This window comes from Streptomyces subrutilus (assembly GCF_008704535.1).
Lineage (GTDB): Bacteria > Actinomycetota > Actinomycetes > Streptomycetales > Streptomycetaceae > Streptomyces > Streptomyces subrutilus.
In genome coordinates, this window is the sequence record NZ_CP023701.1 from 3,192,576 (window position 1) to 3,211,058 (window position 18,483).

At 68.1% G+C, this 18,483-nt stretch carries 26 protein-coding genes; 1 reads left to right on the forward strand and 25 read right to left on the reverse strand.

Going from position 1 to position 18,483, the window contains the following annotated elements; translation table 11 throughout:
- Positions 1-31 precede the first annotated feature (31 nt).
- The gene (locus CP968_RS13720) at positions 32-1,000 is read left to right on the forward strand and encodes a DUF389 domain-containing protein (protein ID WP_150518300.1); all 969 of its coding nucleotides are present in this window, start codon (positions 32-34) and stop codon (positions 998-1,000) included.
- A gap of 58 nt (positions 1,001-1,058) precedes the next feature.
- Here CP968_RS13720 and glmM read toward each other — a convergent pair whose 3' ends face one another.
- From glmM to rplN, 25 genes are all read right to left on the reverse strand, one after another.
- The gene (gene glmM, locus CP968_RS13725; protein WP_150518301.1) at positions 1,059-2,417 is read right to left on the reverse strand and encodes a phosphoglucosamine mutase; all 1,359 of its coding nucleotides are present in this window, start codon (positions 2,415-2,417) and stop codon (positions 1,059-1,061) included.
- Positions 2,418-2,552: 135 nt separating this feature from the next.
- Positions 2,553-3,074 (reverse strand): 30S ribosomal protein S9, encoded by a 522-nt coding sequence (rpsI, locus tag CP968_RS13730; protein ID WP_150518302.1) that lies wholly within the window; start codon positions 3,072-3,074, stop codon positions 2,553-2,555.
- Positions 3,075-3,116: 42 nt separating this feature from the next.
- Entirely contained in the window at positions 3,117-3,560 is a 444-nt protein-coding gene (rplM, locus tag CP968_RS13735; protein WP_008739660.1) for a 50S ribosomal protein L13, read from the reverse strand.
- Positions 3,561-3,794: 234 nt separating this feature from the next.
- Complete coding sequence (locus CP968_RS13740) at positions 3,795-5,093, reverse strand: glycosyltransferase family 87 protein (protein ID WP_229886000.1); 1,299 nt, start codon at positions 5,091-5,093, stop codon at positions 3,795-3,797.
- A gap of 41 nt (positions 5,094-5,134) precedes the next feature.
- Positions 5,135-6,763 (reverse strand): ABC-F family ATP-binding cassette domain-containing protein, encoded by a 1,629-nt coding sequence (locus tag CP968_RS13745; protein ID WP_150518303.1) that lies wholly within the window; start codon positions 6,761-6,763, stop codon positions 5,135-5,137.
- Positions 6,764-6,796: 33 nt separating this feature from the next.
- Positions 6,797-7,648 carry a tRNA pseudouridine(38-40) synthase TruA gene (truA, locus tag CP968_RS13750; protein WP_150518304.1) on the reverse strand — a complete coding sequence of 284 codons (852 nt, stop codon included), beginning with the start codon at positions 7,646-7,648 and terminating at the stop codon, positions 6,797-6,799.
- 91 nt (positions 7,649-7,739) lie between these two features.
- On the reverse strand, positions 7,740-8,207 hold the full coding sequence (rplQ, locus tag CP968_RS13755) for a 50S ribosomal protein L17 (RefSeq protein ID WP_150518305.1): 468 nt from the start codon (positions 8,205-8,207) through the stop codon (positions 7,740-7,742).
- A gap of 138 nt (positions 8,208-8,345) precedes the next feature.
- Entirely contained in the window at positions 8,346-9,368 is a 1,023-nt protein-coding gene (locus CP968_RS13760) for a DNA-directed RNA polymerase subunit alpha (protein WP_008739666.1), read from the reverse strand.
- A gap of 137 nt (positions 9,369-9,505) precedes the next feature.
- Complete coding sequence (gene rpsK / locus CP968_RS13765) at positions 9,506-9,910, reverse strand: 30S ribosomal protein S11 (protein ID WP_003956432.1); 405 nt, start codon at positions 9,908-9,910, stop codon at positions 9,506-9,508.
- Positions 9,911-9,964: 54 nt separating this feature from the next.
- The gene (gene rpsM / locus CP968_RS13770) at positions 9,965-10,345 is read right to left on the reverse strand and encodes a 30S ribosomal protein S13 (protein ID WP_150518306.1); all 381 of its coding nucleotides are present in this window, start codon (positions 10,343-10,345) and stop codon (positions 9,965-9,967) included.
- Between the two features lie 200 nt (positions 10,346-10,545).
- Positions 10,546-10,659: a 50S ribosomal protein L36 gene (gene rpmJ, locus CP968_RS13775; protein ID WP_003956441.1), complete on the reverse strand. Its 114-nt coding sequence runs from the start codon at positions 10,657-10,659 to the stop codon at positions 10,546-10,548.
- Positions 10,660-10,732: 73 nt separating this feature from the next.
- Positions 10,733-10,954 carry a translation initiation factor IF-1 gene (gene infA, locus CP968_RS13780; RefSeq protein WP_003956442.1) on the reverse strand — a complete coding sequence of 74 codons (222 nt, stop codon included), beginning with the start codon at positions 10,952-10,954 and terminating at the stop codon, positions 10,733-10,735.
- A 138-nt stretch (positions 10,955-11,092) separates the two neighbouring features.
- Entirely contained in the window at positions 11,093-11,944 is an 852-nt protein-coding gene (gene map, locus CP968_RS13785; protein WP_150518307.1) for a type I methionyl aminopeptidase, read from the reverse strand.
- Between the two features lie 91 nt (positions 11,945-12,035).
- Positions 12,036-12,683 carry an adenylate kinase gene (locus CP968_RS13790; protein ID WP_150518308.1) on the reverse strand — a complete coding sequence of 216 codons (648 nt, stop codon included), beginning with the start codon at positions 12,681-12,683 and terminating at the stop codon, positions 12,036-12,038.
- Positions 12,683-13,996, reverse strand: a complete 1,314-nt coding sequence (gene secY, locus CP968_RS13795) for a preprotein translocase subunit SecY (RefSeq protein WP_150518309.1) — start codon at positions 13,994-13,996, stop codon at positions 12,683-12,685. Before secY ends, CP968_RS13790 begins: the two co-directional genes overlap by 1 nt.
- 187 nt (positions 13,997-14,183) lie before the next feature.
- A complete protein-coding gene (gene rplO / locus CP968_RS13800; RefSeq protein ID WP_053682613.1) occupies positions 14,184-14,639 on the reverse strand; it encodes a 50S ribosomal protein L15 in 456 nt (151 codons plus the stop codon).
- A gap of 1 nt (position 14,640) precedes the next feature.
- Complete coding sequence (rpmD, locus tag CP968_RS13805) at positions 14,641-14,823, reverse strand: 50S ribosomal protein L30 (protein ID WP_053682614.1); 183 nt, start codon at positions 14,821-14,823, stop codon at positions 14,641-14,643.
- Entirely contained in the window at positions 14,823-15,428 is a 606-nt protein-coding gene (gene rpsE, locus CP968_RS13810) for a 30S ribosomal protein S5 (RefSeq protein ID WP_030298218.1), read from the reverse strand. The genes rpmD and rpsE overlap by 1 nt, the downstream gene beginning before the upstream one ends.
- Before the next feature lie 45 nt (positions 15,429-15,473).
- Positions 15,474-15,857 (reverse strand): 50S ribosomal protein L18, encoded by a 384-nt coding sequence (gene rplR / locus CP968_RS13815; RefSeq protein ID WP_008739696.1) that lies wholly within the window; start codon positions 15,855-15,857, stop codon positions 15,474-15,476.
- Positions 15,858-15,859: 2 nt separating this feature from the next.
- Positions 15,860-16,399, reverse strand: a complete 540-nt coding sequence (rplF, locus tag CP968_RS13820; protein WP_150518310.1) for a 50S ribosomal protein L6 — start codon at positions 16,397-16,399, stop codon at positions 15,860-15,862.
- 20 nt (positions 16,400-16,419) lie between these two features.
- Positions 16,420-16,818: a 30S ribosomal protein S8 gene (gene rpsH, locus CP968_RS13825; protein WP_007265911.1), complete on the reverse strand. Its 399-nt coding sequence runs from the start codon at positions 16,816-16,818 to the stop codon at positions 16,420-16,422.
- A 223-nt stretch (positions 16,819-17,041) separates the two neighbouring features.
- Positions 17,042-17,227 carry a type Z 30S ribosomal protein S14 gene (locus CP968_RS13835; RefSeq protein ID WP_003956452.1) on the reverse strand — a complete coding sequence of 62 codons (186 nt, stop codon included), beginning with the start codon at positions 17,225-17,227 and terminating at the stop codon, positions 17,042-17,044.
- A 5-nt stretch (positions 17,228-17,232) separates the two neighbouring features.
- Complete coding sequence (gene rplE / locus CP968_RS13840) at positions 17,233-17,784, reverse strand: 50S ribosomal protein L5 (protein WP_030388859.1); 552 nt, start codon at positions 17,782-17,784, stop codon at positions 17,233-17,235.
- The gene (gene rplX, locus CP968_RS13845; protein ID WP_031146581.1) at positions 17,784-18,107 is read right to left on the reverse strand and encodes a 50S ribosomal protein L24; all 324 of its coding nucleotides are present in this window, start codon (positions 18,105-18,107) and stop codon (positions 17,784-17,786) included. Before rplX ends, rplE begins: the two co-directional genes overlap by 1 nt.
- Positions 18,108-18,109: 2 nt before the next feature.
- Positions 18,110-18,478, reverse strand: coding sequence for a 50S ribosomal protein L14 (gene rplN / locus CP968_RS13850; protein WP_008739701.1), 369 nt, complete (start codon positions 18,476-18,478; stop codon positions 18,110-18,112).
- Positions 18,479-18,483 lie beyond the last annotated feature (5 nt).

Below are 18,483 nucleotides of genomic sequence, written 5' to 3' on the forward strand. Positions count from 1 at the left end.
GTGCGGGCCGTGGACCGCCTAGGGTGCGGGCATGCTGCATCTGCGGATGATCACCCCGCCCGATCTCACCGAGACGGTGGTCTCGCTCGTCCGCGGGACGGTCGGGACCACCCATCTGGTCGTGTTCACCGGCGCCGCCCGCGACCCGGCCGGGGACGTGGTGCTCTGCGACGTGGCCCGCGAGGCCGCGGACGAGCTGCTCGTCGAGCTGAGGCGGGTACGCCTGGACGAGCTCGGCTCGATCGCGGTCGACGACATCGACCTCTCCCTCTCCCGACGGGCCGACCGGGCCGAGGAGGAGGCGCCGGGCGAGGCCGCGGACGCCGTGATCTGGGAGCAGCTGACCGAGGCGACCCACGAGGAGTCGACCCTCTCGATCACCTACCTGGCGTTCCTGTCGATCGCCACCATGATCGCGGCCTGCGGGGTGGTCCTCGACAACGCCGTCCTGATCGTCGGCGCGATGGCCGTCGGCCCGGAGTTCGGCCCGCTCGCCGGGGTCTGCGCCGCCCTGGTCCGGCGCGCGCCGCGACTCGCGGGCCGCTGCCTGACCGCCCTCCTGGTGGGCTTCGCGGTGGCGATGCTGGCCACCACGGCGTTCAGCCTGGTGATGGACGCCCTCGGCCAGTTCCGGCCCGAGATGCTCGACACCCCGCGCCCGAACACCAGCTTCATCTGGCAGCCGGACTCGTTCTCCTTCGTCGTGGCCCTGCTGGCCGGCGTGGCCGGGGTGCTCTCGCTGACCTCGGCCAAGTCGGGGGCCCTGGTCGGCGTGGCCATCTCGGTGACCACCGTCCCGGCCGCCGCCAACGCCGCCGTCGCCCTCGGCTACGGGGAGTACGCCCAGATGTGGGGCTCGGTCGAGCAGCTGCTGCTGAACCTCGCCGGGATCATGGTCTCGGGCACCCTCACCCTCCTGGCCCAGAAACTGCTGTGGCGCACCCAGCAGAACCGGATGGTCCGCGAGCCGGGCGCGCCACGTGCGGCGGGGAAGGGCTAGGTCGTCTCTTTCGGATCTTGTCGGCCGAGCCCGAAGAGACGGCCTGGGGCCGGGCGGCCTAGCCCAGGGCCGACTTCACGACGTCGGCCAGCCGGCCGGCCACGGCACGGGCCTGCTCGATGTCGGCGGCCTCCACCATGACCCGTACCAGCGGCTCGGTGCCGGACGGGCGCAGCAGCACGCGGCCGGTGGAGCCGAGCTCGCGCTCCGCGTCCACGACGGCCGCGGCGAGGTCGCCGGAGGTCGTCACCCGGGACTTGTCCACGTCGGGCACGTTGATCAGCACCTGCGGCAGCCGCTGCATGACCCCCGCCAGCTCGGCCAGCGGGCGGCCGGTGGCCACCACGCGCGCGGCCAGCAGCAGGCCGGTCAGGGTGCCGTCGCCGGTCGTCGCGTGGTCGAGGATGATCACGTGGCCGGACTGCTCGCCGCCCAGCGCGTAGCCGTGCTGCTTCATCGACTCCAGGACGTAGCGGTCGCCGACGCCGGTCTGGACGACGTGGATGCCCTCGGCCTCCATCGCCAGCTTGAAGCCGAGGTTCGACATCACGGTGCCGACGACGGTGTTCTCGCGCAGCTGCCCGGCCTCGCGCATGGCCAGGGCCAGGACGGCGAGGATCTGGTCGCCGTCGACCTCCTCGCCGGCTCCGTCCACGGCCAGGCAGCGGTCGGCGTCGCCGTCGTGCGCGATGCCGAAGTCGGCGCCGTGTTCGATCACGGCCGCCTTGAGCAGGCCCAGGTGGGTGGAGCCGCAGCCCTCGTTGATGTTGAGGCCGTCCGGCTCGGCGCCGATCGTGACGACCTCGGCACCCGCCCGGGCGAAGGCCTCGGGCGACACGAACGCGGCCGCGCCGTGCGCCTCGTCCAGGACGATCTTCAGGCCGTCGAGACGGTTCGGGAGGACCCCGATGAGGTGGGCGACGTACTTGTCGAAGCCCTCGGTGTAGTCGGAGATCCGGCCGACGCCCGAGCCGGTGGGCCGGTCCCAGGGAGCACCGGTGCGGTGCTCCTCGTAGACCGACTCGATCCGGTCCTCCAGCTCGTCGGCGAGCTTGTGGCCGCCGCGCGCGAAGAACTTGATCCCGTTGTCGGGCATCGCGTTGTGGCTGGCGGAGAGCATCACGCCGAGGTCGGCACCCAGCGCACCGGTGAGATACGCCACCGCCGGGGTGGGCAGCACACCGACGCGCAGGACGTCCACGCCCGCGCTCGCCAGGCCGGCCACGACGGCGGCCTCCAGGAATTCGCCGGAGGCCCGGGGGTCACGGCCGACCACGGCAGTGGCCCGGTGGCCCGCGAAGGTACCCGCCTCGGCCAGTACGTGGGCTGCCGCCACGGAGAGACCGAGCGCCAGCTCAGCCGTCAGATCCGCGTTGGCGACGCCGCGTACACCGTCCGTCCCGAAGAGTCGTCCCACTGTTGTCCTCCCGAGTTTCTGCTTCGCTTTGTGACCGCTTGTGCCAGGTATTGCCGCTTGTGGCGGTAAACGAACCGCCCCGGCAGCACAGAAAGTGCTGCCGGGGCGGTTTCGTTGCAGAACAGCAGGCGCAGATTAACGCTTGCTGTACTGCGGAGCCTTACGGGCCTTCTTGAGACCGGCCTTCTTGCGCTCGACCGCACGGTCGTCGCGGGAGAGGAAGCCGGCCTTCTTCAGCGCCGGGCGGTTGTTGTCCACGTCCGCCTCGTTCAGCGCACGGGCCACGCCGAGGCGCAGGGCGCCGGCCTGGCCGGAGACGCCGCCACCCGAGATGCGGGCGATGATGTCGTAGCGGTTGTCGAGCTCAAGGAGCTTGAACGGCTCGTTGACTTCCTGCTGGTGCACCTTGTTGGGGAAGTAGTCCTCAAGGGTGCGACCGTTGATCTTCCACTTGCCGGTGCCCGGGACGATCCGGACGCGGGCGATGGCGTTCTTGCGACGGCCCAGGCCGGCGGCCGGCTGGGGGTCGCCGAAGCGGCCGGCAAGGGACTCGGAGGTGTAGTCGCCCTCGACGACGACCTCGGACTCGCTGGTGTACTCCTCGACGTTGCCCTCGAACTCGTCGACGGGGGTCGTCTCGGCGGTGGTCTCGGCCACGATGCTCCTCAGAATTTTCTACGTCTTAGGGGGTGGCCGGAACTACTGCGCGACCTGGGTGATCTCGAACGGCACCGGCTGCTGGGCAGCGTGGGGGTGCTGGTCGCCCGAGTAGACCTTCAGCTTCGAGAGCATCTGACGGCCCAGGGTGTTCTTGGGGAGCATGCCCTTGATGGCCTTCTCGACGGCCTTCTCCGGGTTGTTCGCCAGGAGGTCGTCGTAGCGCACCGAGCGGAGACCGCCCGGGTAGCCGGAGTGGCGGTAGGCCATCTTCTGCGACGCCTTGTTGCCGGACAGGTGAACCTTGTCGGCGTTGACGATGATGACGAAGTCGCCCATGTCCATGTGCGGGGCGTAGGTCGGCTTGTGCTTGCCACGCAGGAGGGCAGCGGCCTGGGTCGCCAGACGGCCGAGGACAACGTCCTGGGCGTCGATGACGAGCCACTGGCGCGAGATGTCGCCGGGCTTGGGGCTGAACGTACGCACGCGTATGCCTTCGCTTCTTCAGTGGTGGGTCATCCCCAGGGCATGAGCCCAGAGGGACGGGTCCTGACAGGGTCACCACGGACGATCACGACAGCCCTCGTTCACAGCGGCGACGCAAGCCGCGTGAACTGCTGGTCATCGGTCCGGTGGACCGGCGCAAGGCCCTTTCACGTGAGAATGAGCAAGCCAATACGCATAACAAACCAGCAGAGTACCCAAGCAGACCCGTACGGGTCAAAACGCGGTCCGCGATGCCGATCGTGCTGGCTTCGCGGCGCACTCCGGTTCGGTCCTGGGTGGGGACCCCGCAGTTGTTACGGGGTCCACAGTAACCCGTCCGGAGCACAGCGCACGACGCGCCAGCACGATCGCCAGGCCGCACAGCACGAAACAGTCCTTGAACGCCCGCCGCTTGCGCTCCAGCTCCGAGGGCCACGGGACCCCCGCCAGCTGCGGCACCAGGGCCGCCCAGAACCAGGGCGAGCGGGGCATCGAGCCGGGCCGCACCCCCGAGGCCAGCAGCAGCGGCACCACCACCAGCAGGTAGTGGTCGAAGGACGGCCGGGACACCAGGAATGCGGCGAGCATCACCATGCAGGCCGTCTCCACCAGCCGCAGCTCGCCCCCGTCCGCGTCCTCCTCCGCCCGCCGCCAGCGCACCCACACCGCCCACAGCCCGACCCCCGCGCCCGCGAAGGCCACCAGCACCGCCACCGGCTCCGGCACCCCCAGCCGCGGCAGCACCGCGATCGGCGAGGCGTCCCACGGCAGCGCGTACGCGTCCTGCCCCTTCAGCAGGAACGGCAGGGTCTTGGTGAAGAACAGCGACGGACTCGGCATCAGCAGCGCCCCGGCCAGCGACAGCAGCAGCGGCACCAGCACCGCCGCGGCCAGCCCGCGCCACCGCCGGGCCAGCAGGAACAGCAGCCCGATCGGCACCAGCATCGGCTTGCACGCGATGGCCAGCCCGATCACCACCCCGGCCGCCCCCCAGTGCCTGCGGTGCGCCAGCAGCAGGGCCACCGGCAGCGCCGCCGCCGAGATGGCGGTCCAGTTGCCGATCAGCACGAGGTTCACGTACGGCTTGTAGGCGAGGGCCAGCACCGGGAAGCCGATGACCGCGAACCGCGAGCGCAGCGGCACCGAGAACAGCCGCAGCGCCGCCAGCCAGCCCGCCCCCAGCAGCCCCGACATCCCCACCGGCAGCAGCCACCGCAGCGCGGTCTGCGGCAGCAGCGCCTCCGGGACGGCCATGAGCACGGCGCTCGGCAGGTACAGGAAGCGCTTGTCCTCGTACGGGGAGCCGCCCTCCAGCAGCGTCTGCGCGGCCTTGACCACGAAGGCGTTGTCCGAGCCCCAGTTCTCCCGCAGGCTCGTGGACACCGCGATCCCCAGCAGCACCGCGAGCGACAACAGCTGCCAGGGCCGCGCGGCGGGGCGCAGCAGCCACCCGACCAGCCGGTCCCCGGCCGGCCCGCTCGCGGCGGCCCCCCGCTGCCGCCTTATCCGCCAGATGCCAGGGCGCAGCCCCACGACGCCTCCCCCTCACTCCCGCGCGGGGGGCGGTCGTCCCCCTAGCGCTTGCGCTCGACTCTACGTTCGTCCCAGACGGGCTCCTGAGTCTCCCGCACCACACCGTCCGAACCGAAGACCAGGTAACGGTCAAATGTGCGCGCGAACCACCGGTCGTGCGTGACGCACAGCACAGTCCCGTCGTACGACTCCAGGCCGTCCTGCAGCGCCTCGGCCGATTCCAGGTCCAGGTTGTCCGTCGGCTCGTCCAGCAGCAGGGCCGTGGTGCCCGCCAGCTCCAGCAGCAGGATCTGGAAGCGCGCCTGCTGGCCGCCCGACAGCTTGTCGAACGGCTGGTCGCCCTGGCGCTCCAGCTCGTAGCGGCGCAGCACCGACATCGCCGCGCCCCGGTCCTTGGCGCACTGGGCCCACAGGATGTCCACGAGGGTCCGGCCGAAGAGCTCGGGGTGGGCGTGGGTCTGCGCGAAGTGGCCGGGAACCACCCGCGCGCCCAGCTTCCACGTCCCGGTGTGCTTCACGTCCTCGCCGGCCAGCAGCCGCAGGAAGTGCGACTTGCCCGAACCGTTCGAGCCCAGCACCGCGACCCGCTCGCCGTAGAAGACCTCCAGCGAGAACGGCTTCATGAGCCCGGTGAGCTCCAGGTTCTCCACCGTGAGCGCCCGCACGCCGGTCCGGCCGCCCTTGAGGCGCATCCGGATGTCCTGCTCGCGCGGCGGCTCCGGCGGCGGCCCGGCCTCCTCGAACTTCTTCAGCCGGGTCTGGGCCGCGGCGTACCGCGAGGACAGCTCGTGGCTGATCGACGCCGCCTGGCGCAGGCTGAGCACGAGCTTCTTCAGCTGGGCGTGCTTCTCCTCCCAGCGGCGCTTGAGCTCCTCGAAGCGGGCGAACCGCTCCCGGCGCGCCTCGTGGAAGGTGTCGAAGCCGGCGCCGTGCATCCAGACGTCCGAACCGTCGAGCCCCGGCTCGACACTGACGATCTTCTGCGCGGAGCGGGCGAGGAGCTCCCGGTCGTGGCTGATGAAGAGCACCGTCTTGCGGGTCGTGCGCAGCTGCTCCTCCAGCCAGCGCTTGCCGGGCACGTCGAGGTAGTTGTCCGGCTCGTCGAGCAGCAGCACCTCGTCGGGGCCGCGCAGCAGTGCCTCCAGGACCAGCCGCTTCTGCTCGCCGCCCGACAGCGTGCGCACCTCGCGGAACTGCGCGCTGTCGTACGGCACGCCGAGCGCGGCCGTGGTGCAGACGTCCCAGAGCGTCTCGGCCTCGTACCCCTGGACGTCCGCCCAGTCGCTGAGCGCCTGCGCGTACGCCATCTGCGCGGCCTCGTCGTCGACGGTGAGGATCCGCTCCTCGGCCAGGTCCACGGCCTTCGCCGCCGCCCGGATCCGGGGCTGGGACACCGACACCAGCAGGTCCCGCACCGTCGTCTCGTCCCGCACGGAGCCCACGAACTGCGACATCACGCCGAGGCCGCCGGTCACCGTCGTCCCGCCGCCGTGCGGCTGCAGCTCGCCGGAGATCAGCTTGAGCAGTGTGGTCTTGCCGGCGCCGTTCGCGCCCACCAAGGCGACCACGGACCCCTCCCCCACCCGGAAGGAGGCGTCCGACAGGAGCACCCGCCCGTCGGGAAGGTAGTACTCCAGGTGGCTGGCTTCGAGATGTCCCATGCCGCGCATTGTCCAGGCCGGGGGCGCCCGGGCCCAAACGGATTAGCAGCAGCCGGCGCCCGGCAGCGTCCGCACGTTGCGCGCCTCCCTGCTGCGGGCGGCGAGCAGCTCGTCGGCCGGATAGCCGACCTCCTCCAGGGTCAGGCCGTGCGGCTTGACCACGTGCACCGAGGAGTCCCGTACGGCCGCGGCCAGCACCGTGCCCGGCCAGTCGACGGGCCGGTGGCCGTCGCCGACGTGCAGCAGGGCGCCGACGAGGGAGCGGACCATGTTGTGGCAGAAGGCGTCGGCGCGGACGGTCGCGGTCACGATGCCGTCCGCGTCCCGCTCCCAGCTCAGCTGCTGGAGGGTGCGGATCGTCGTGGCGCCCTCGCGCTTCTTGCAGTACGCGGCGAAGTCGTGCTCCCCCAGCAGCGGAGCCGCGGCCTCGTTCATGGCGTCCACGTCCAGCGGCCACTGGTGCCACAGCACGTGCCCGCGGCGCAGCGGGTCCACTCCGGCCCGGTGGTCGCCGACCCGGTAGGCGTAGCGGCGCCAGACGGCCGAGAAGCGGGCGTTGAAGCCCGCGGGTGCCCGCTCGGCCTTCCAGACCCGTACGTCGTGCGGCAGCCGGCCCGCGAGGCGGCGCAGCAGCTTGTCGTGGTGCTCGGCCCACACCTCCTCGGCCACGTCGAACTGGGCGACCTGGCCGCGGGCGTGCACGCCCGCGTCCGTCCGGCCCGCCACGGTCAGCTCGACCGGGTCGGGCAGCCGCATGACGGTCTGCAGGGCCGCCTCCAGCTCGCCCTGGACGGTGCGCAGCACGCGCTGCTTCGCCCAGCCGGAGAAGTCCCTGCCGTCGTAGCTCAGGTCCAGCCGCACCCGGACGTGACCGGGCTTCACCTCGTCACTCACGTGAGCGATCCTCTCAGAAACACGAAAACGGGCCCGCCCCGGAAGGGGCGGGCCCGTTCAGAGCCGTTCAAGCAGGCGCGATCCCGGAGGATCAGGCCTCCTTGGTCTCCTCGGCGGCGGGAGCCTCGGCCACGGCCTCGGCGTCCTTCGCGGCGCGCTTGGTGGCGGCCTCGGCCTCACCGGTGGCCTGCTGGGCGACCGTCAGGGCCTCGACCAGCTCGATGACCGCCATCGGGGCGTTGTCGCCACGACGGTTGCCGATCTTGGTGATGCGCGTGTAACCACCGGGGCGGTTCTCGTAGCGCGGGGCGATCTCGGTGAAGAGCGTGTGCACGATGCTCTTGTCCGTGATCGTCTGCAGCACCAGGCGACGGTTGTGGATGTCGCCCTTCTTGGCCTTGGTGACCAGACGCTCGGCGTAGGGACGCAGGCGGCGGGCCTTGGCCTCGGTGGTGGTGATGCGGCCGTGCTCGAAGAGGCTCTTCGCGAGGTTCGCGAGGAGGTGCTTCTCGTGCGCGGCGCTGCCGCCCAGACGGGCACCCTTTGCGGGACGCGGCATGGTGTTACTCCTTCATATCTGCACCGGCCGTGTCAGGTACCGGTGTCAGTTCCCCCGGGGCGGACGCCCCGGGAAAGTTCACAGCGAGCCCGGCCGACGAACGGGGCCCGAGGGCACCGTCCGCCGGCGGCGGGAAAATCAGTACTGCTCGGTCTCGACGAAACCGGCGTCCGCGTCGTCGTCGGCGCCGAAGGCGTCGGCGGCGGCGGTCGGGTCGAATCCGGGCGGGCTGTCCTTGAGGGCCAGGCCCATGCCGGCCAGCTTCGCCTTGACCTCGTCGATCGACTTCGCACCGAAGTTGCGGATGTCGAGCAGGTCGGCCTCGGAGCGGGCGACGAGCTCGCCCACGGAGTGGATGCCCTCGCGCTTGAGGCAGTTGTACGAGCGGACCGTGAGCTCCAGCTCCTCGATCGGCAGGGCCAGATCGGCGGCGAGCGCGGCGTCCGTCGGGGACGGGCCCATGTCGATGCCCTCGGCGTCGATGTTGAGCTCGCGGGCCAGACCGAACAGCTCGACCAGGGTCTTGCCGGCGGACGCCATGGCGTCGCGCGGGCGCATGGCCTGCTTGGTCTCGACGTCGACGATGAGCTTGTCGAAGTCGGTGCGCTGCTCGACTCGGGTCGCCTCGACCTTGTAGGTGACCTTGAGGACCGGGCTGTAGATGGAGTCGATCGGGATGCGGCCGATCTCCTGGCCCAGCTGCTTGTTCTGGACGGCCGAGACGTAGCCGCGACCGCGCTCGACGGTCAGCTCCATCTCCAGCTTGCCCTTGCCGTTGAGCGTGGCGAGGACCAGGTCCGGGTTGTGCACCTCGACACCGGCCGGGGGCGCGATGTCGGCGGCGGTGACCAGGCCGGGACCCTGCTTGCGCAGGTACATCACGACCGGCTCGTCGTGCTCCGAGGAGACGACCAGCTGCTTGATGTTGAGGATGATGTCGGTGACGTCTTCCTTGACACCGGGCACGGTGGTGAACTCGTGCAGGACGCCGTCCACGCGGATGCTGGTGACGGCGGCACCCGGGATCGAGGACAGGAGCGTGCGGCGCAGCGAGTTGCCGAGGGTGTAGCCGAAGCCCGGCTCCAGCGGCTCGATCACGAACCGCGAGCGGTACTCGTCGACGACCTCTTCGGTCAGCGAGGGACGCTGAGCGATAAGCATGTGTGTTCCTTCTTTCGTGGGCGCCCACTATTTGACGCCCGACGGGCACTGCATACAGCAAGGGTACGGGCGGCACGTCCCCCGCGAGGGGTTCGTGCCGCCCGGACACTCAAGAACGCACAGGTGCGTCCGCTGCGTCAGACGCGGCGGCGCTTGGGCGGACGGCAGCCGTTGTGCGGGGTGGGGGTGACGTCCTGGATCGAACCGACCTCCAGGCCCGTGGCCTGCAGGGAGCGGATCGCGGTCTCGCGGCCGGAGCCCGGACCCTTGACGAAGACGTCGACCTTGCGCATGCCGTGCTCCTGCGCGCGGCGGGCGGCCGACTCGGCGGCCATCTGCGCGGCGAAGGGGGTGGACTTGCGCGAGCCCTTGAAGCCGACGTGGCCGGCGGAGGCCCAGGAGATCACGTTGCCCGAGGGGTCGGTGATCGAAACGATGGTGTTGTTGAACGTGCTCTTGATGTGGGCGTGCCCGTGAGCGACGTTCTTCTTTTCCTTGCGGCGCACCTTCTTGGCAGCGCCCTGACGACCCTTGGGGGGCATCTAAATCTCCTACGGGAGGTGGTCGGTCCTACAGCGCAAGACCGCTGAACAGGACTACTTCTTGCCCGGCTTCTTCTTACCGGCGATCGCGCGACGCGGACCCTTGCGGGTACGGGCGTTCGTGCTGGTGCGCTGACCGTGCACCGGGAGGCCGCGGCGGTGCCGGATGCCCTGGTAGCACTGGATCTCGACCTTGCGGCGGATGTCGGCCTGGATCTCGCGGCGGAGGTCACCCTCGGTGCGGAGGTTGGCGTCCACGTACTCGCGGATCTTGACCAGGTCCTCTTCGGCCAGGTCACGAACGCGGGTGTTCGGGTTCACACCGGTGGCCGCAAGGATTTCCTTGGACCGGGTGCGACCGACACCGAAGACGTAGGTGAGTGCGATCTCCACGCGCTTTTCGCGCGGGATGTCAACACCGGAAACGCGTGCCATTCAATGGCTCCTGTGTGTTCGGGGGTCTTCAGCAGAACCGACCCCGACCGCCGACCACACCTGTTGGGTGGTGGTACGCCCGGGTCCCCGGCCCCCGCCGGAGGTGCCGCCGGCCCCGTACGGGGCTGGGCGGGTTCTGCGTATGTACGTTTTTCTTACGTCGCGCGAAGAACTGCGGAAGGCAGGTCGGTCGGCGTGCGTCAGCCCTGGCGCTGCTTGTGGCGCAGGTTGTCGCAGATGACCATGACCCGACCGTGACGGCGGATCACCTTGCACTTGTCGCAGATCTTCTTGACGCTCGGCTTGACCTTCATTGGGTGAGGTTCTCCGGGTCAGTGCCACCACCCGCGTCGGGACGAGACGCCCAGACGGGAGTGAAGACAAGATCTACTTGTATCGGTAGACGATCCGGCCACGCGTCAGGTCGTACGGAGAGAGCTCCACGACAACCCGGTCATCAGGAAGGATGCGGATGTAGTGCATGCGCATCTTGCCGCTGATGTGCGCGAGGACCTTGTGACCGTTCTGGAGTTCCACCTTGAACATCGCGTTCGGGAGGGACTCGATCACGGTGCCCTCGATTTCGATGGCACCTTGCTTCTTGGCCACGCTTCGCCTTTCGAATCGGCTACCTTGATCGACCTCGCGCGCCATGCAGGCATGGAAGTGCACGAGAGCCGACGAGTCAGTCTACGTCAGGGCACCCAGAAAGACGAATCCGGAAAGTGTGCCCCAGAGTCTAGATCATTAACCGAGGGGGTCCGGAGCCGTCGTGACCCCGTACTCCGCCAGCTTCGCCTTGCCGCAGTCCGGGCTGGTCAGGACGATGGGCCCGGCCTCGGTCAGCGCGATGGAGTGCTCCCAGTGCGAGGACCAGGTGCCGTCCGTCGTGATGACCGTCCAGTCGTCCGCGAGCACCTCGGTCCGGGCCGTGCCCAGCGAGACCATGGGCTCGATCGCCAGGCAGACGCCCGGGACCAGCTTGATCCCCTTGCCCCGCTTGCGCGAGACGTAGTTCAGCAGGTGCGGGTCCATGTGCATCTCGGAGCCGATGCCGTGACCGCCGTAGTCCTCGATGATCCCGAACTTGCCCAGGCTGTGCTCACCGGTCGTCGGCCGCGGCTGCCGCTTGATGTAGGTCTCGATCGCCTTCGAGATGTCCACGAGGCGGTTGCCGAGCTTCATGGCGGCGATCCCGGCCCACATGGACTCCTCGGTCACCCGGGAGAGCTCCAGGAGCTCAGGGGCGTGCCCGGTGCCCACGAAGGCGGTGTACGCGGCGTCGCCGTGCCAGCCGTCGATGATCGCACCGGCGTCGATCGAGATGATGTCGCCGTCCTTCAGGACGGTCTTGTCGTCCGGGATGCCGTGCACGACGACCTCGTTCACCGAGGTGCAGATCGTGGCGGGGAAGCCGCCGTAGCCCAGGAAGTTCGACTTCGCGCCGGCGTCGTCGATGACCTTGCGGGCCACCATGTCCAGGTCCCGCGTCGTGGCGCCGGGCACGGCCGCCTCACGGGTCGCCGCGTGGATCGCGGCGACGACCAGCCCCGCCTCGCGCATCTTCGCGATCTGCTCGGGGGTCTTGATCTGGACCATGGAAAAAGCCTTCCACCTTCGAAACGGAACGTCTCAACAGTACGGCCGCGATGCCCGGAGGACATCGCGGCCGCATGTGCACTGCCGGGTACTACTTCTTCAGGGCTTCCATCGCGCGCCGGGTCACGTCCGCGACCTCGCCCAGGGCGGGGATGGTGACCAGCAGGCCCTGGCCCTGGTAGTAGGCGATGATCGGCTCGGTCTGCGTGTGGTAGACCTCCAGCCGGTTGCGCACCGTCGCCTCGGAGTCGTCCCCGCGCTGGTACAGCTCGCCGCCGCAGGTGTCGCAGACACCCTCGGTCTTCGGCGCCGCGTACGTCACGTGGAAGACGTGCCCGGAGTCGTTGCGGCAGACGCGCCGGCCGGCGATCCGCTTGACGACCTCGTCCTCCTCGACCTCCAGGTCGAGCACGGCGTCGAGCTTCATCCCGGCGTCCTTCAGCATCTCGTCCAGCGCCTCGGCCTGCGAGACGTTGCGCGGGAAGCCGTCCAGCAGGAAACCGCCCGCGGCGTCCTCCTGCTCCATGCGGTCCTTCGCCATGGCGATGGTGACCTCGTCGGGAACCAGGTTGCCGGCGTCCATGTACGCCTTCGCCTGCTTGCCGAGCTCGGTGCCCTGGCTGATGTTGGCCCGGAACAGGTCGCCCGTGGAGATGTGCGGGATGGACAGGTTCTTGGCAAGGAACGCGGCCTGCGTTCCCTTGCCCGCACCGGGCGGTCCGACGAGGACGATTCGCATCAGCGGAGGAACCCTTCGTAATTACGCTGCTGGAGCTGGCTCTCGATCTGCTTCACGGTTTCCAGACCCACACCCACGATGATCAGGATGCTCGTCCCGCCGAACGGGAAGTTCTGGTTCGCTCCGAAGCCGGCCAACGCCATCGTCGGCACAAGAGCGATCAGACCCAGGTACAGCGACCCCGGCCAGGTGATCCGGTTGAGTACGTAGCTCAGGTACTCGGCGGTGGGTCGACCGGCGCGGATACCCGGGATGAACCCACCATACTTCTTCATGTTGTCTGCAACTTCCTCGGGGTTGAACGAGATCGCCACGTAGAAGAACGCGAAGAAGACGATCAGGAGGAAGTAGGTCGCGATGTAGTACGGGTGGTCGCCCTTGACGAAGTGCTTCTGGATCCAGGTGGCCCAGCCGGCGGTGGACCCGCTGAACTGGACGATGAGCGCCGGGATGTACAGCAGCGACGAGGCGAAGATGACCGGGATGACACCGGCCTGGTTCACCTTGAGCGGGATGTAGGTCGAGGTGCCGCCGTAGGCCCGGCGTCCGATCATGCGCTTGGCGTACTGGACCGGAATCCGGCGCTGCGCCTGCTCGACGAAGACCACCAGGGCGACCATCGCGAGGCCGACCAGGATCACGACACCGAACTCGACCCAGCCGTCGGCGATCTTGCCCTGGAGCTTGATCTGCCAGAGGGCGCCGATGAAGCCGGCGGCGATCGAGATGAACATGAGGATCGACATGCCGTTGCCGATGCCGCGGTCGGTGACGAGCTCACCGAGCCACATGACGACGCAGGTGCCGGCGGTCATCGTGACCACCATGACGATCGTGGTGAAGATCGAGCGGTCCGGGACGATCTGGCTCGCGACGGGGCACCCCGTGAAGAGGGCACCCGTCCGGGCGGTGGCCACGAGGCCGGTGCCCTGGAGGATCGCGAGCGCAACCGTCAGATAGCGCGTGTACTGAGTGATCTTCGCCGTGCCGGACTGTCCCTCTTTTTTGAGGTTCTCCAGCTTCGGGATGACCACGGTCAGCAGCTGCAGGATGATGCTCGCCGTGATGTACGGCATGATGCCGAGCGCGAAGATCGTGATCTGCAGCAGCGCACCGCCGCTGAACATGTTGACCAGACCGAACAGCCCGTTGCTGTTGCCTGCCTGGTCGACACAGATCTGAACGTTCTTGTAGCTCACGCCGGGGACCGGGATGTGGGACCCGAGCCGGAACAGCACGATGATGGCGAGCGTGAAGAGCAGCTTCTTGCGCAGGTCGGGCGTCTTGAACGCCCGGGCGAACGCGGTGAGCACGGTGCCTCCTGCGACCCCCGCGCTACTGCGTCAGAGGTGACGGTCTGAGGGATCGACGAATACGTACATGCAAAGGTGCAGGCCACCTTACCGGCGACAGTGCCCCCCGTGGAACGACCAACCGGGGATGCCCCATATGTGAGGCATCCCCGGTCGGGTTTCGAGCTATTTAGCCACTGGATTCGTCTTAGACGAGCTCGGTGACAGTGCCACCGGCGGCGGCGATCTTCTCCTTGGCGGAGCCGGAGACGGCGTCAACCGAAACCTGCAGCGCCACGGAGATCTCGCCCTGGCCCAGGACCTTGACGAGGCTGTTCTTGCGAACCGCGCCCTTGGCGACCAGGTCGGCCACCGTGACTTCTCCACCCTCGGGGTAGAGAGCGCCGAGCTTGTCCAGGTTCACGACCTGGAACTCGGTGCGGAACGGGTTCTTGAAGCCCTTGAGCTTCGGCAGGCGCATGTGGAGGGGCATCTGCCCGCCCTCGAAGCGCTGCGGGATCTGGTAACGGGCCTTCTGGCCCTTCGTACCACGACCGGCCGTCTTACCCTTCGACGCCTCACCACGACCGACACGGGTCTTCGCGGTCTTGGCGCCGGGGGCGGGACGGAGGTTGTGGGCCTTCAGCGGGCTGTTCTCAGCCATGTTAGTCAACCTCCTCAACCGTCACGAGGTGGCGGACGGTCTGCACCATTCCGCGGAACTCGGGGCGGTCCTCCTTGACGACCACGTCGTTCAGGCGCTTGAGCCCGAGCGAACGCAGCGTGTCACGGTGGTTCTGCTTGCTGCCGATGTACGACTTCGTCTGCGTGATCTTGAGGCGGGCCATTACGCAGCACCCGCCCCGGCACGCGCACGCAGCAGGGCCGCGGGAGCGACGTCCTCAAGGGGCAGACCGCGGCGGGCCGCGATCTCCTCGGGACGCTGCAGACCCTTCAGGGCCGCCACGGTCGCGTGCACGATGTTGATCGCGTTGGACGAGCCGAGCGACTTCGACAGGATGTCGTGAACGCCGGCGCACTCCAGAACGGCGCGCACCGGGCCACCGGCGATGACGCCGGTACCGGGGGAAGCCGGCTTCAGCAGCACGACGCCCGCGGCACGCTCGCCCGTGATCGGGTGAGGGATGGTGCCCTGGATGCGCGGAACCTTGAAGAAGTTCTTCTTGGCTTCCTCGACACCCTTGGCAATGGCCGCGGGAACTTCCTTGGCCTTGCCGTAACCGACACCTACAGTGCCGTCACCGTCGCCCACCACGACCAGCGCGGTGAAGCTGAAGCGGCGACCACCCTTGACAACCTTGGCGACGCGGTTGATCGCTACGACGCGCTCAACGTAAGCGGTCTTCTCGGCGGCAGGGCCACCGTCGCGACCCTTCCGGTCCCGCCGCTCGCCGCCACCGGCACCGCTTCCGCGGCGCTGGGGTCCAGCCATTGGATTACCTCTCTCTGTTACGTCCGTGAGTCCCGGAACCGGGGCTTAGAACTTCAGCCCGGCTTCGCGGGCGGCGTCAGCCAGAGCGGCAATGCGCCCGGCGTATCGGTTGCCACCGCGGTCGAACACGACGGTCTCGACACCCGCAGCCTTGGCACGCTCGGCGACGAGCGCGCCGACGGCCTGGGCCTGGGCGCTCTTGTCGCCTTCGCCACCGCGGATCGAGGTGTCCAGGGTCGACGCGGACGCCAGGGTGTGACCCTGGAGGTCGTCGATGACCTGAGCAACGATGTTGCGGTTGGAACGCGTCACGACGAGGCGCGGACGCTCCGCCGTACCCGAGACGTTCTTGCGGATGCGGATGTGGCGGCGAGCCTTGGCGGCACGCTTGTACGCGTCGCCCTTGGCGATCTTCACACCGTATGCCATGGCTACTTACCAGCCTTTCCGACCTTGCGGCGGATGACTTCGCCGGCGTACTTGACACCCTTGGCCTTGTACGGGTCGGGCTTCCGCAGCTTGCGGATGTTGGCGGCGACCTCGCCGACCTTCTGCTTGTCGATGCCCTCGACCGAGAACTTGGTGGGCGACTCGACCTTGAAGGAGATGCCCTCGGGCGCCTCGATCAGGATCGGGTGGCTGTAACCAAGCTGGAACTCCAGGTTGGAGCCCTTCGCGGCGACGCGGTAACCGACACCGCTGATCTCGAGCGCCTTGACGTAACCCGTGGTCACGCCGGTGATCATGTTCGCCACCAGCGTGCGGGACAGGCCGTGCAGGGCCTTGTTCTGACGCTCGTCGTTGGGGCGGGTGACGTTCAGAACGCCTTCCTCACCCTTGACGATCTCGATCGGCGCGGCGACGGTGTGCGAGAGGGAACCCTTGGGGCCCTTCACCGCGACCGTGCGGCCATCGATGGTGACGTCCACACCGGCGGGAACCTGGATGGGGAGCTTGCCGATTCGCGACATTGCTTTTCCTCCGTTCCCGACTACCAGACGTAGGCGAGGACTTCCCCACCTACGCCCTTCTTGCCTGCCTGCTGGCCGGTGAGCAGACCGTGGGACGTGGAGATGATCGCCACGCCCAGGCCGCCGAGCACCTTCGGCAGGTTGGTGGACTTCGCGTACACGCGCAGACCGGGCTTCGAGATCCGCTTGATGCCCGCGATGGAGCGCTCACGGTTCGGCCCGAACTTCAGCTCGAGGACGAGGTTCTTGCCGACCTCGGCGTCCTCGACCTTCCAGCCGGTGATGAAACCCTCCTGCTTGAGGATCTCTGCGATGTGCGACTTGATCTTGCTGTGCGGCATCACGACGGTGTCGTGGTACGCCGAGTTAGCGTTACGCAGACGCGTGAGCATGTCTGCGATCGGGTCAGTCATGGTCATGAAGTGGCCTTCGGCCTCTCTCGCCGGGGTTTCCTGTATGCGCCATCCCTCTCCCCACTCAGTGGCGGGACGGGTGCGGTGCGGGGACCTACGGCGTAGTAAGTCGTTATGGGCGGCAGACGCCCAACCACACAAGCCTACGGCATGTGGGGCCGGGCATCTGCCGACCAGATGCTTACCGAGAGTGCCTGGTGCTCCTCAAGTCCTTGCGGACGAGAGGGAGTTACCAGGAGCTCTTGGTCACGCCCGGCAGCTCGCCACGGTGAGCCATCTCACGAAGGCAGACGCGGCACAGGCCGAACTTGCGGTACACGGAGTGGGGACGACCGCAGCGCTGGCAGCGGGTGTACGCACGCACACCGAACTTGGGCTTGCGGGCAGCCTTCGCGATGAGAGCCTTCTTCGCCATCTCGCTTACGCCTCCTTGAAGGGGAAGCCGAGGTGACGAAGGAGGGCGCGGCCCTCGTCGTCGTTGGTCGCCGTGGTGACCACGGTGATGTCCATACCCCGGGTACGGTCGATCTTGTCCTGGTCGATCTCGTGGAACATGACCTGCTCCGTGAGACCGAAGGTGTAGTTGCCACGGCCGTCGAACTGCTTCGGCGACAGACCACGGAAGTCACGGATACGCGGCAGCGCGAGCGACAGCGTACGGTCCAGGAACTCCCACATGCGGTCACCACGGAGGGTGACGTGGCAGCCGATCGGCTGACCCTCACGCAGCTTGAACTGCGCGATGGACTTCCGGGCCTTCGTGACGGCCGGCTTCTGACCGGTGATCGTCGTCAGGTCCTTGATGGCGCCGTCGATCAGCTTGGAGTCGCGGGCGGCGTCGCCCACACCCATGTTGACCACGATCTTCACGAGGCCGGGGATCTGCATGACGTTCTCGTAGGAGAACTCCTCACGCAGCTTGCCCGCGATGTCCTCGCGGTACTTCGTCTTGAGACGCGGAGTGGTAGCCATCAGATGTCCTCACCCGTCCGCTTGGCAACGCGGATCTTGTTGCCCTCGTCGTCGAAGCGGAACCCGACGCGGGTAACGACCTTCTGGCCGTCCTTCTCCACGACCAGCTGAACGTTGCTGACGTGGATCGGCGCCTCGGTGATCACGATGCCACCGGTCTGGGACCCACCAGCGGTCTGACCGGCCTTGGTGTGCTTCTTGACCCGGTTGACACCCTCGACCAGGACGCGGTTGTCAGCGGGGAAGGCGACGATGACCTTGCCCTGCTTGCCCTTGTCCTTACCGGTGATGACCTGAACCAGGTCGCCCTTCTTGATCTTCATGCTTACAGCACCTCCGGCGCGAGCGAGATGATCTTCATGAACTTCTTCTCGCGCAGCTCACGGCCCACCGGGCCGAAGATACGGGTGCCGCGAGGGTCGCCGTCGTTCTTCAGAATGACGGCGGCGTTCTCGTCGAAGCGGATGTACGAGCCGTCCTGGCGGCGACGCTCCTTGACGGTGCGAACGATGACCGCCTTGACGACGTCACCCTTCTTCACGTTGCCACCGGGGATCGCGTCCTTGACGGTGGCGACGATGACGTCACCGATGCCCGCGTAGCGGCGACCGGAACCACCGAGAACACGGATGCAAAGGATTTCCTTCGCACCAGTGTTGTCGGCGATACGCAGTCGCGACTCCTGCTGGATCACGTGTA

Bases quoted from the DNA above. Each gene is read 5' to 3' on its own strand.
- CP968_RS13835 (WP_003956452.1), bottom strand. From the start codon at position 17,227: ATGGCGAAGAAGGCTCTCATCGCGAAGGCTGCCCGCAAGCCCAAGTTC.
- CP968_RS13790 (WP_150518308.1), bottom strand. From the start codon at position 12,683: ATGCGAATCGTCCTCGTCGGACCGCCCGGTGCGGGCAAGGGAACGCAG.
- rpsM (WP_150518306.1), bottom strand. From the start codon at position 10,345: ATGGCACGCGTTTCCGGTGTTGACATCCCGCGCGAAAAGCGCGTGGAG.
- rplO (WP_053682613.1), bottom strand. From the start codon at position 14,639: ATGGCTGAGAACAGCCCGCTGAAGGCCCACAACCTCCGTCCCGCCCCC.
- CP968_RS13720 (WP_150518300.1), top strand. From the start codon at position 32: ATGCTGCATCTGCGGATGATCACCCCGCCCGATCTCACCGAGACGGTG.
- rplE (WP_030388859.1), bottom strand. From the start codon at position 17,784: ATGGCTACCACTCCGCGTCTCAAGACGAAGTACCGCGAGGACATCGCG.
- rpsH (WP_007265911.1), bottom strand. From the start codon at position 16,818: ATGACCATGACTGACCCGATCGCAGACATGCTCACGCGTCTGCGTAAC.
- rpsK (WP_003956432.1), bottom strand. From the start codon at position 9,910: ATGCCCCCCAAGGGTCGTCAGGGCGCTGCCAAGAAGGTGCGCCGCAAG.
- rplF (WP_150518310.1), bottom strand. From the start codon at position 16,399: ATGTCGCGAATCGGCAAGCTCCCCATCCAGGTTCCCGCCGGTGTGGAC.
- rpmJ (WP_003956441.1), bottom strand. From the start codon at position 10,659: ATGAAGGTCAAGCCGAGCGTCAAGAAGATCTGCGACAAGTGCAAGGTG.
- rplX (WP_031146581.1), bottom strand. From the start codon at position 18,107: ATGAAGATCAAGAAGGGCGACCTGGTTCAGGTCATCACCGGTAAGGAC.
- CP968_RS13745 (WP_150518303.1), bottom strand. From the start codon at position 6,763: ATGCGCGGCATGGGACATCTCGAAGCCAGCCACCTGGAGTACTACCTT.
- rpmD (WP_053682614.1), bottom strand. From the start codon at position 14,823: ATGGCCCGCCTCAAGATCACGCAGACGAAGTCGTACATCGGCAGCAAG.
- rplR (WP_008739696.1), bottom strand. From the start codon at position 15,857: ATGGCATACGGTGTGAAGATCGCCAAGGGCGACGCGTACAAGCGTGCC.
- rpsE (WP_030298218.1), bottom strand. From the start codon at position 15,428: ATGGCTGGACCCCAGCGCCGCGGAAGCGGTGCCGGTGGCGGCGAGCGG.
- rplQ (WP_150518305.1), bottom strand. From the start codon at position 8,207: ATGCCGCGTCCCGCAAAGGGTGCCCGTCTGGGCGGCAGCGCCGCGCAC.
- CP968_RS13760 (WP_008739666.1), bottom strand. From the start codon at position 9,368: ATGCTTATCGCTCAGCGTCCCTCGCTGACCGAAGAGGTCGTCGACGAG.
- map (WP_150518307.1), bottom strand. From the start codon at position 11,944: ATGGTCCAGATCAAGACCCCCGAGCAGATCGCGAAGATGCGCGAGGCG.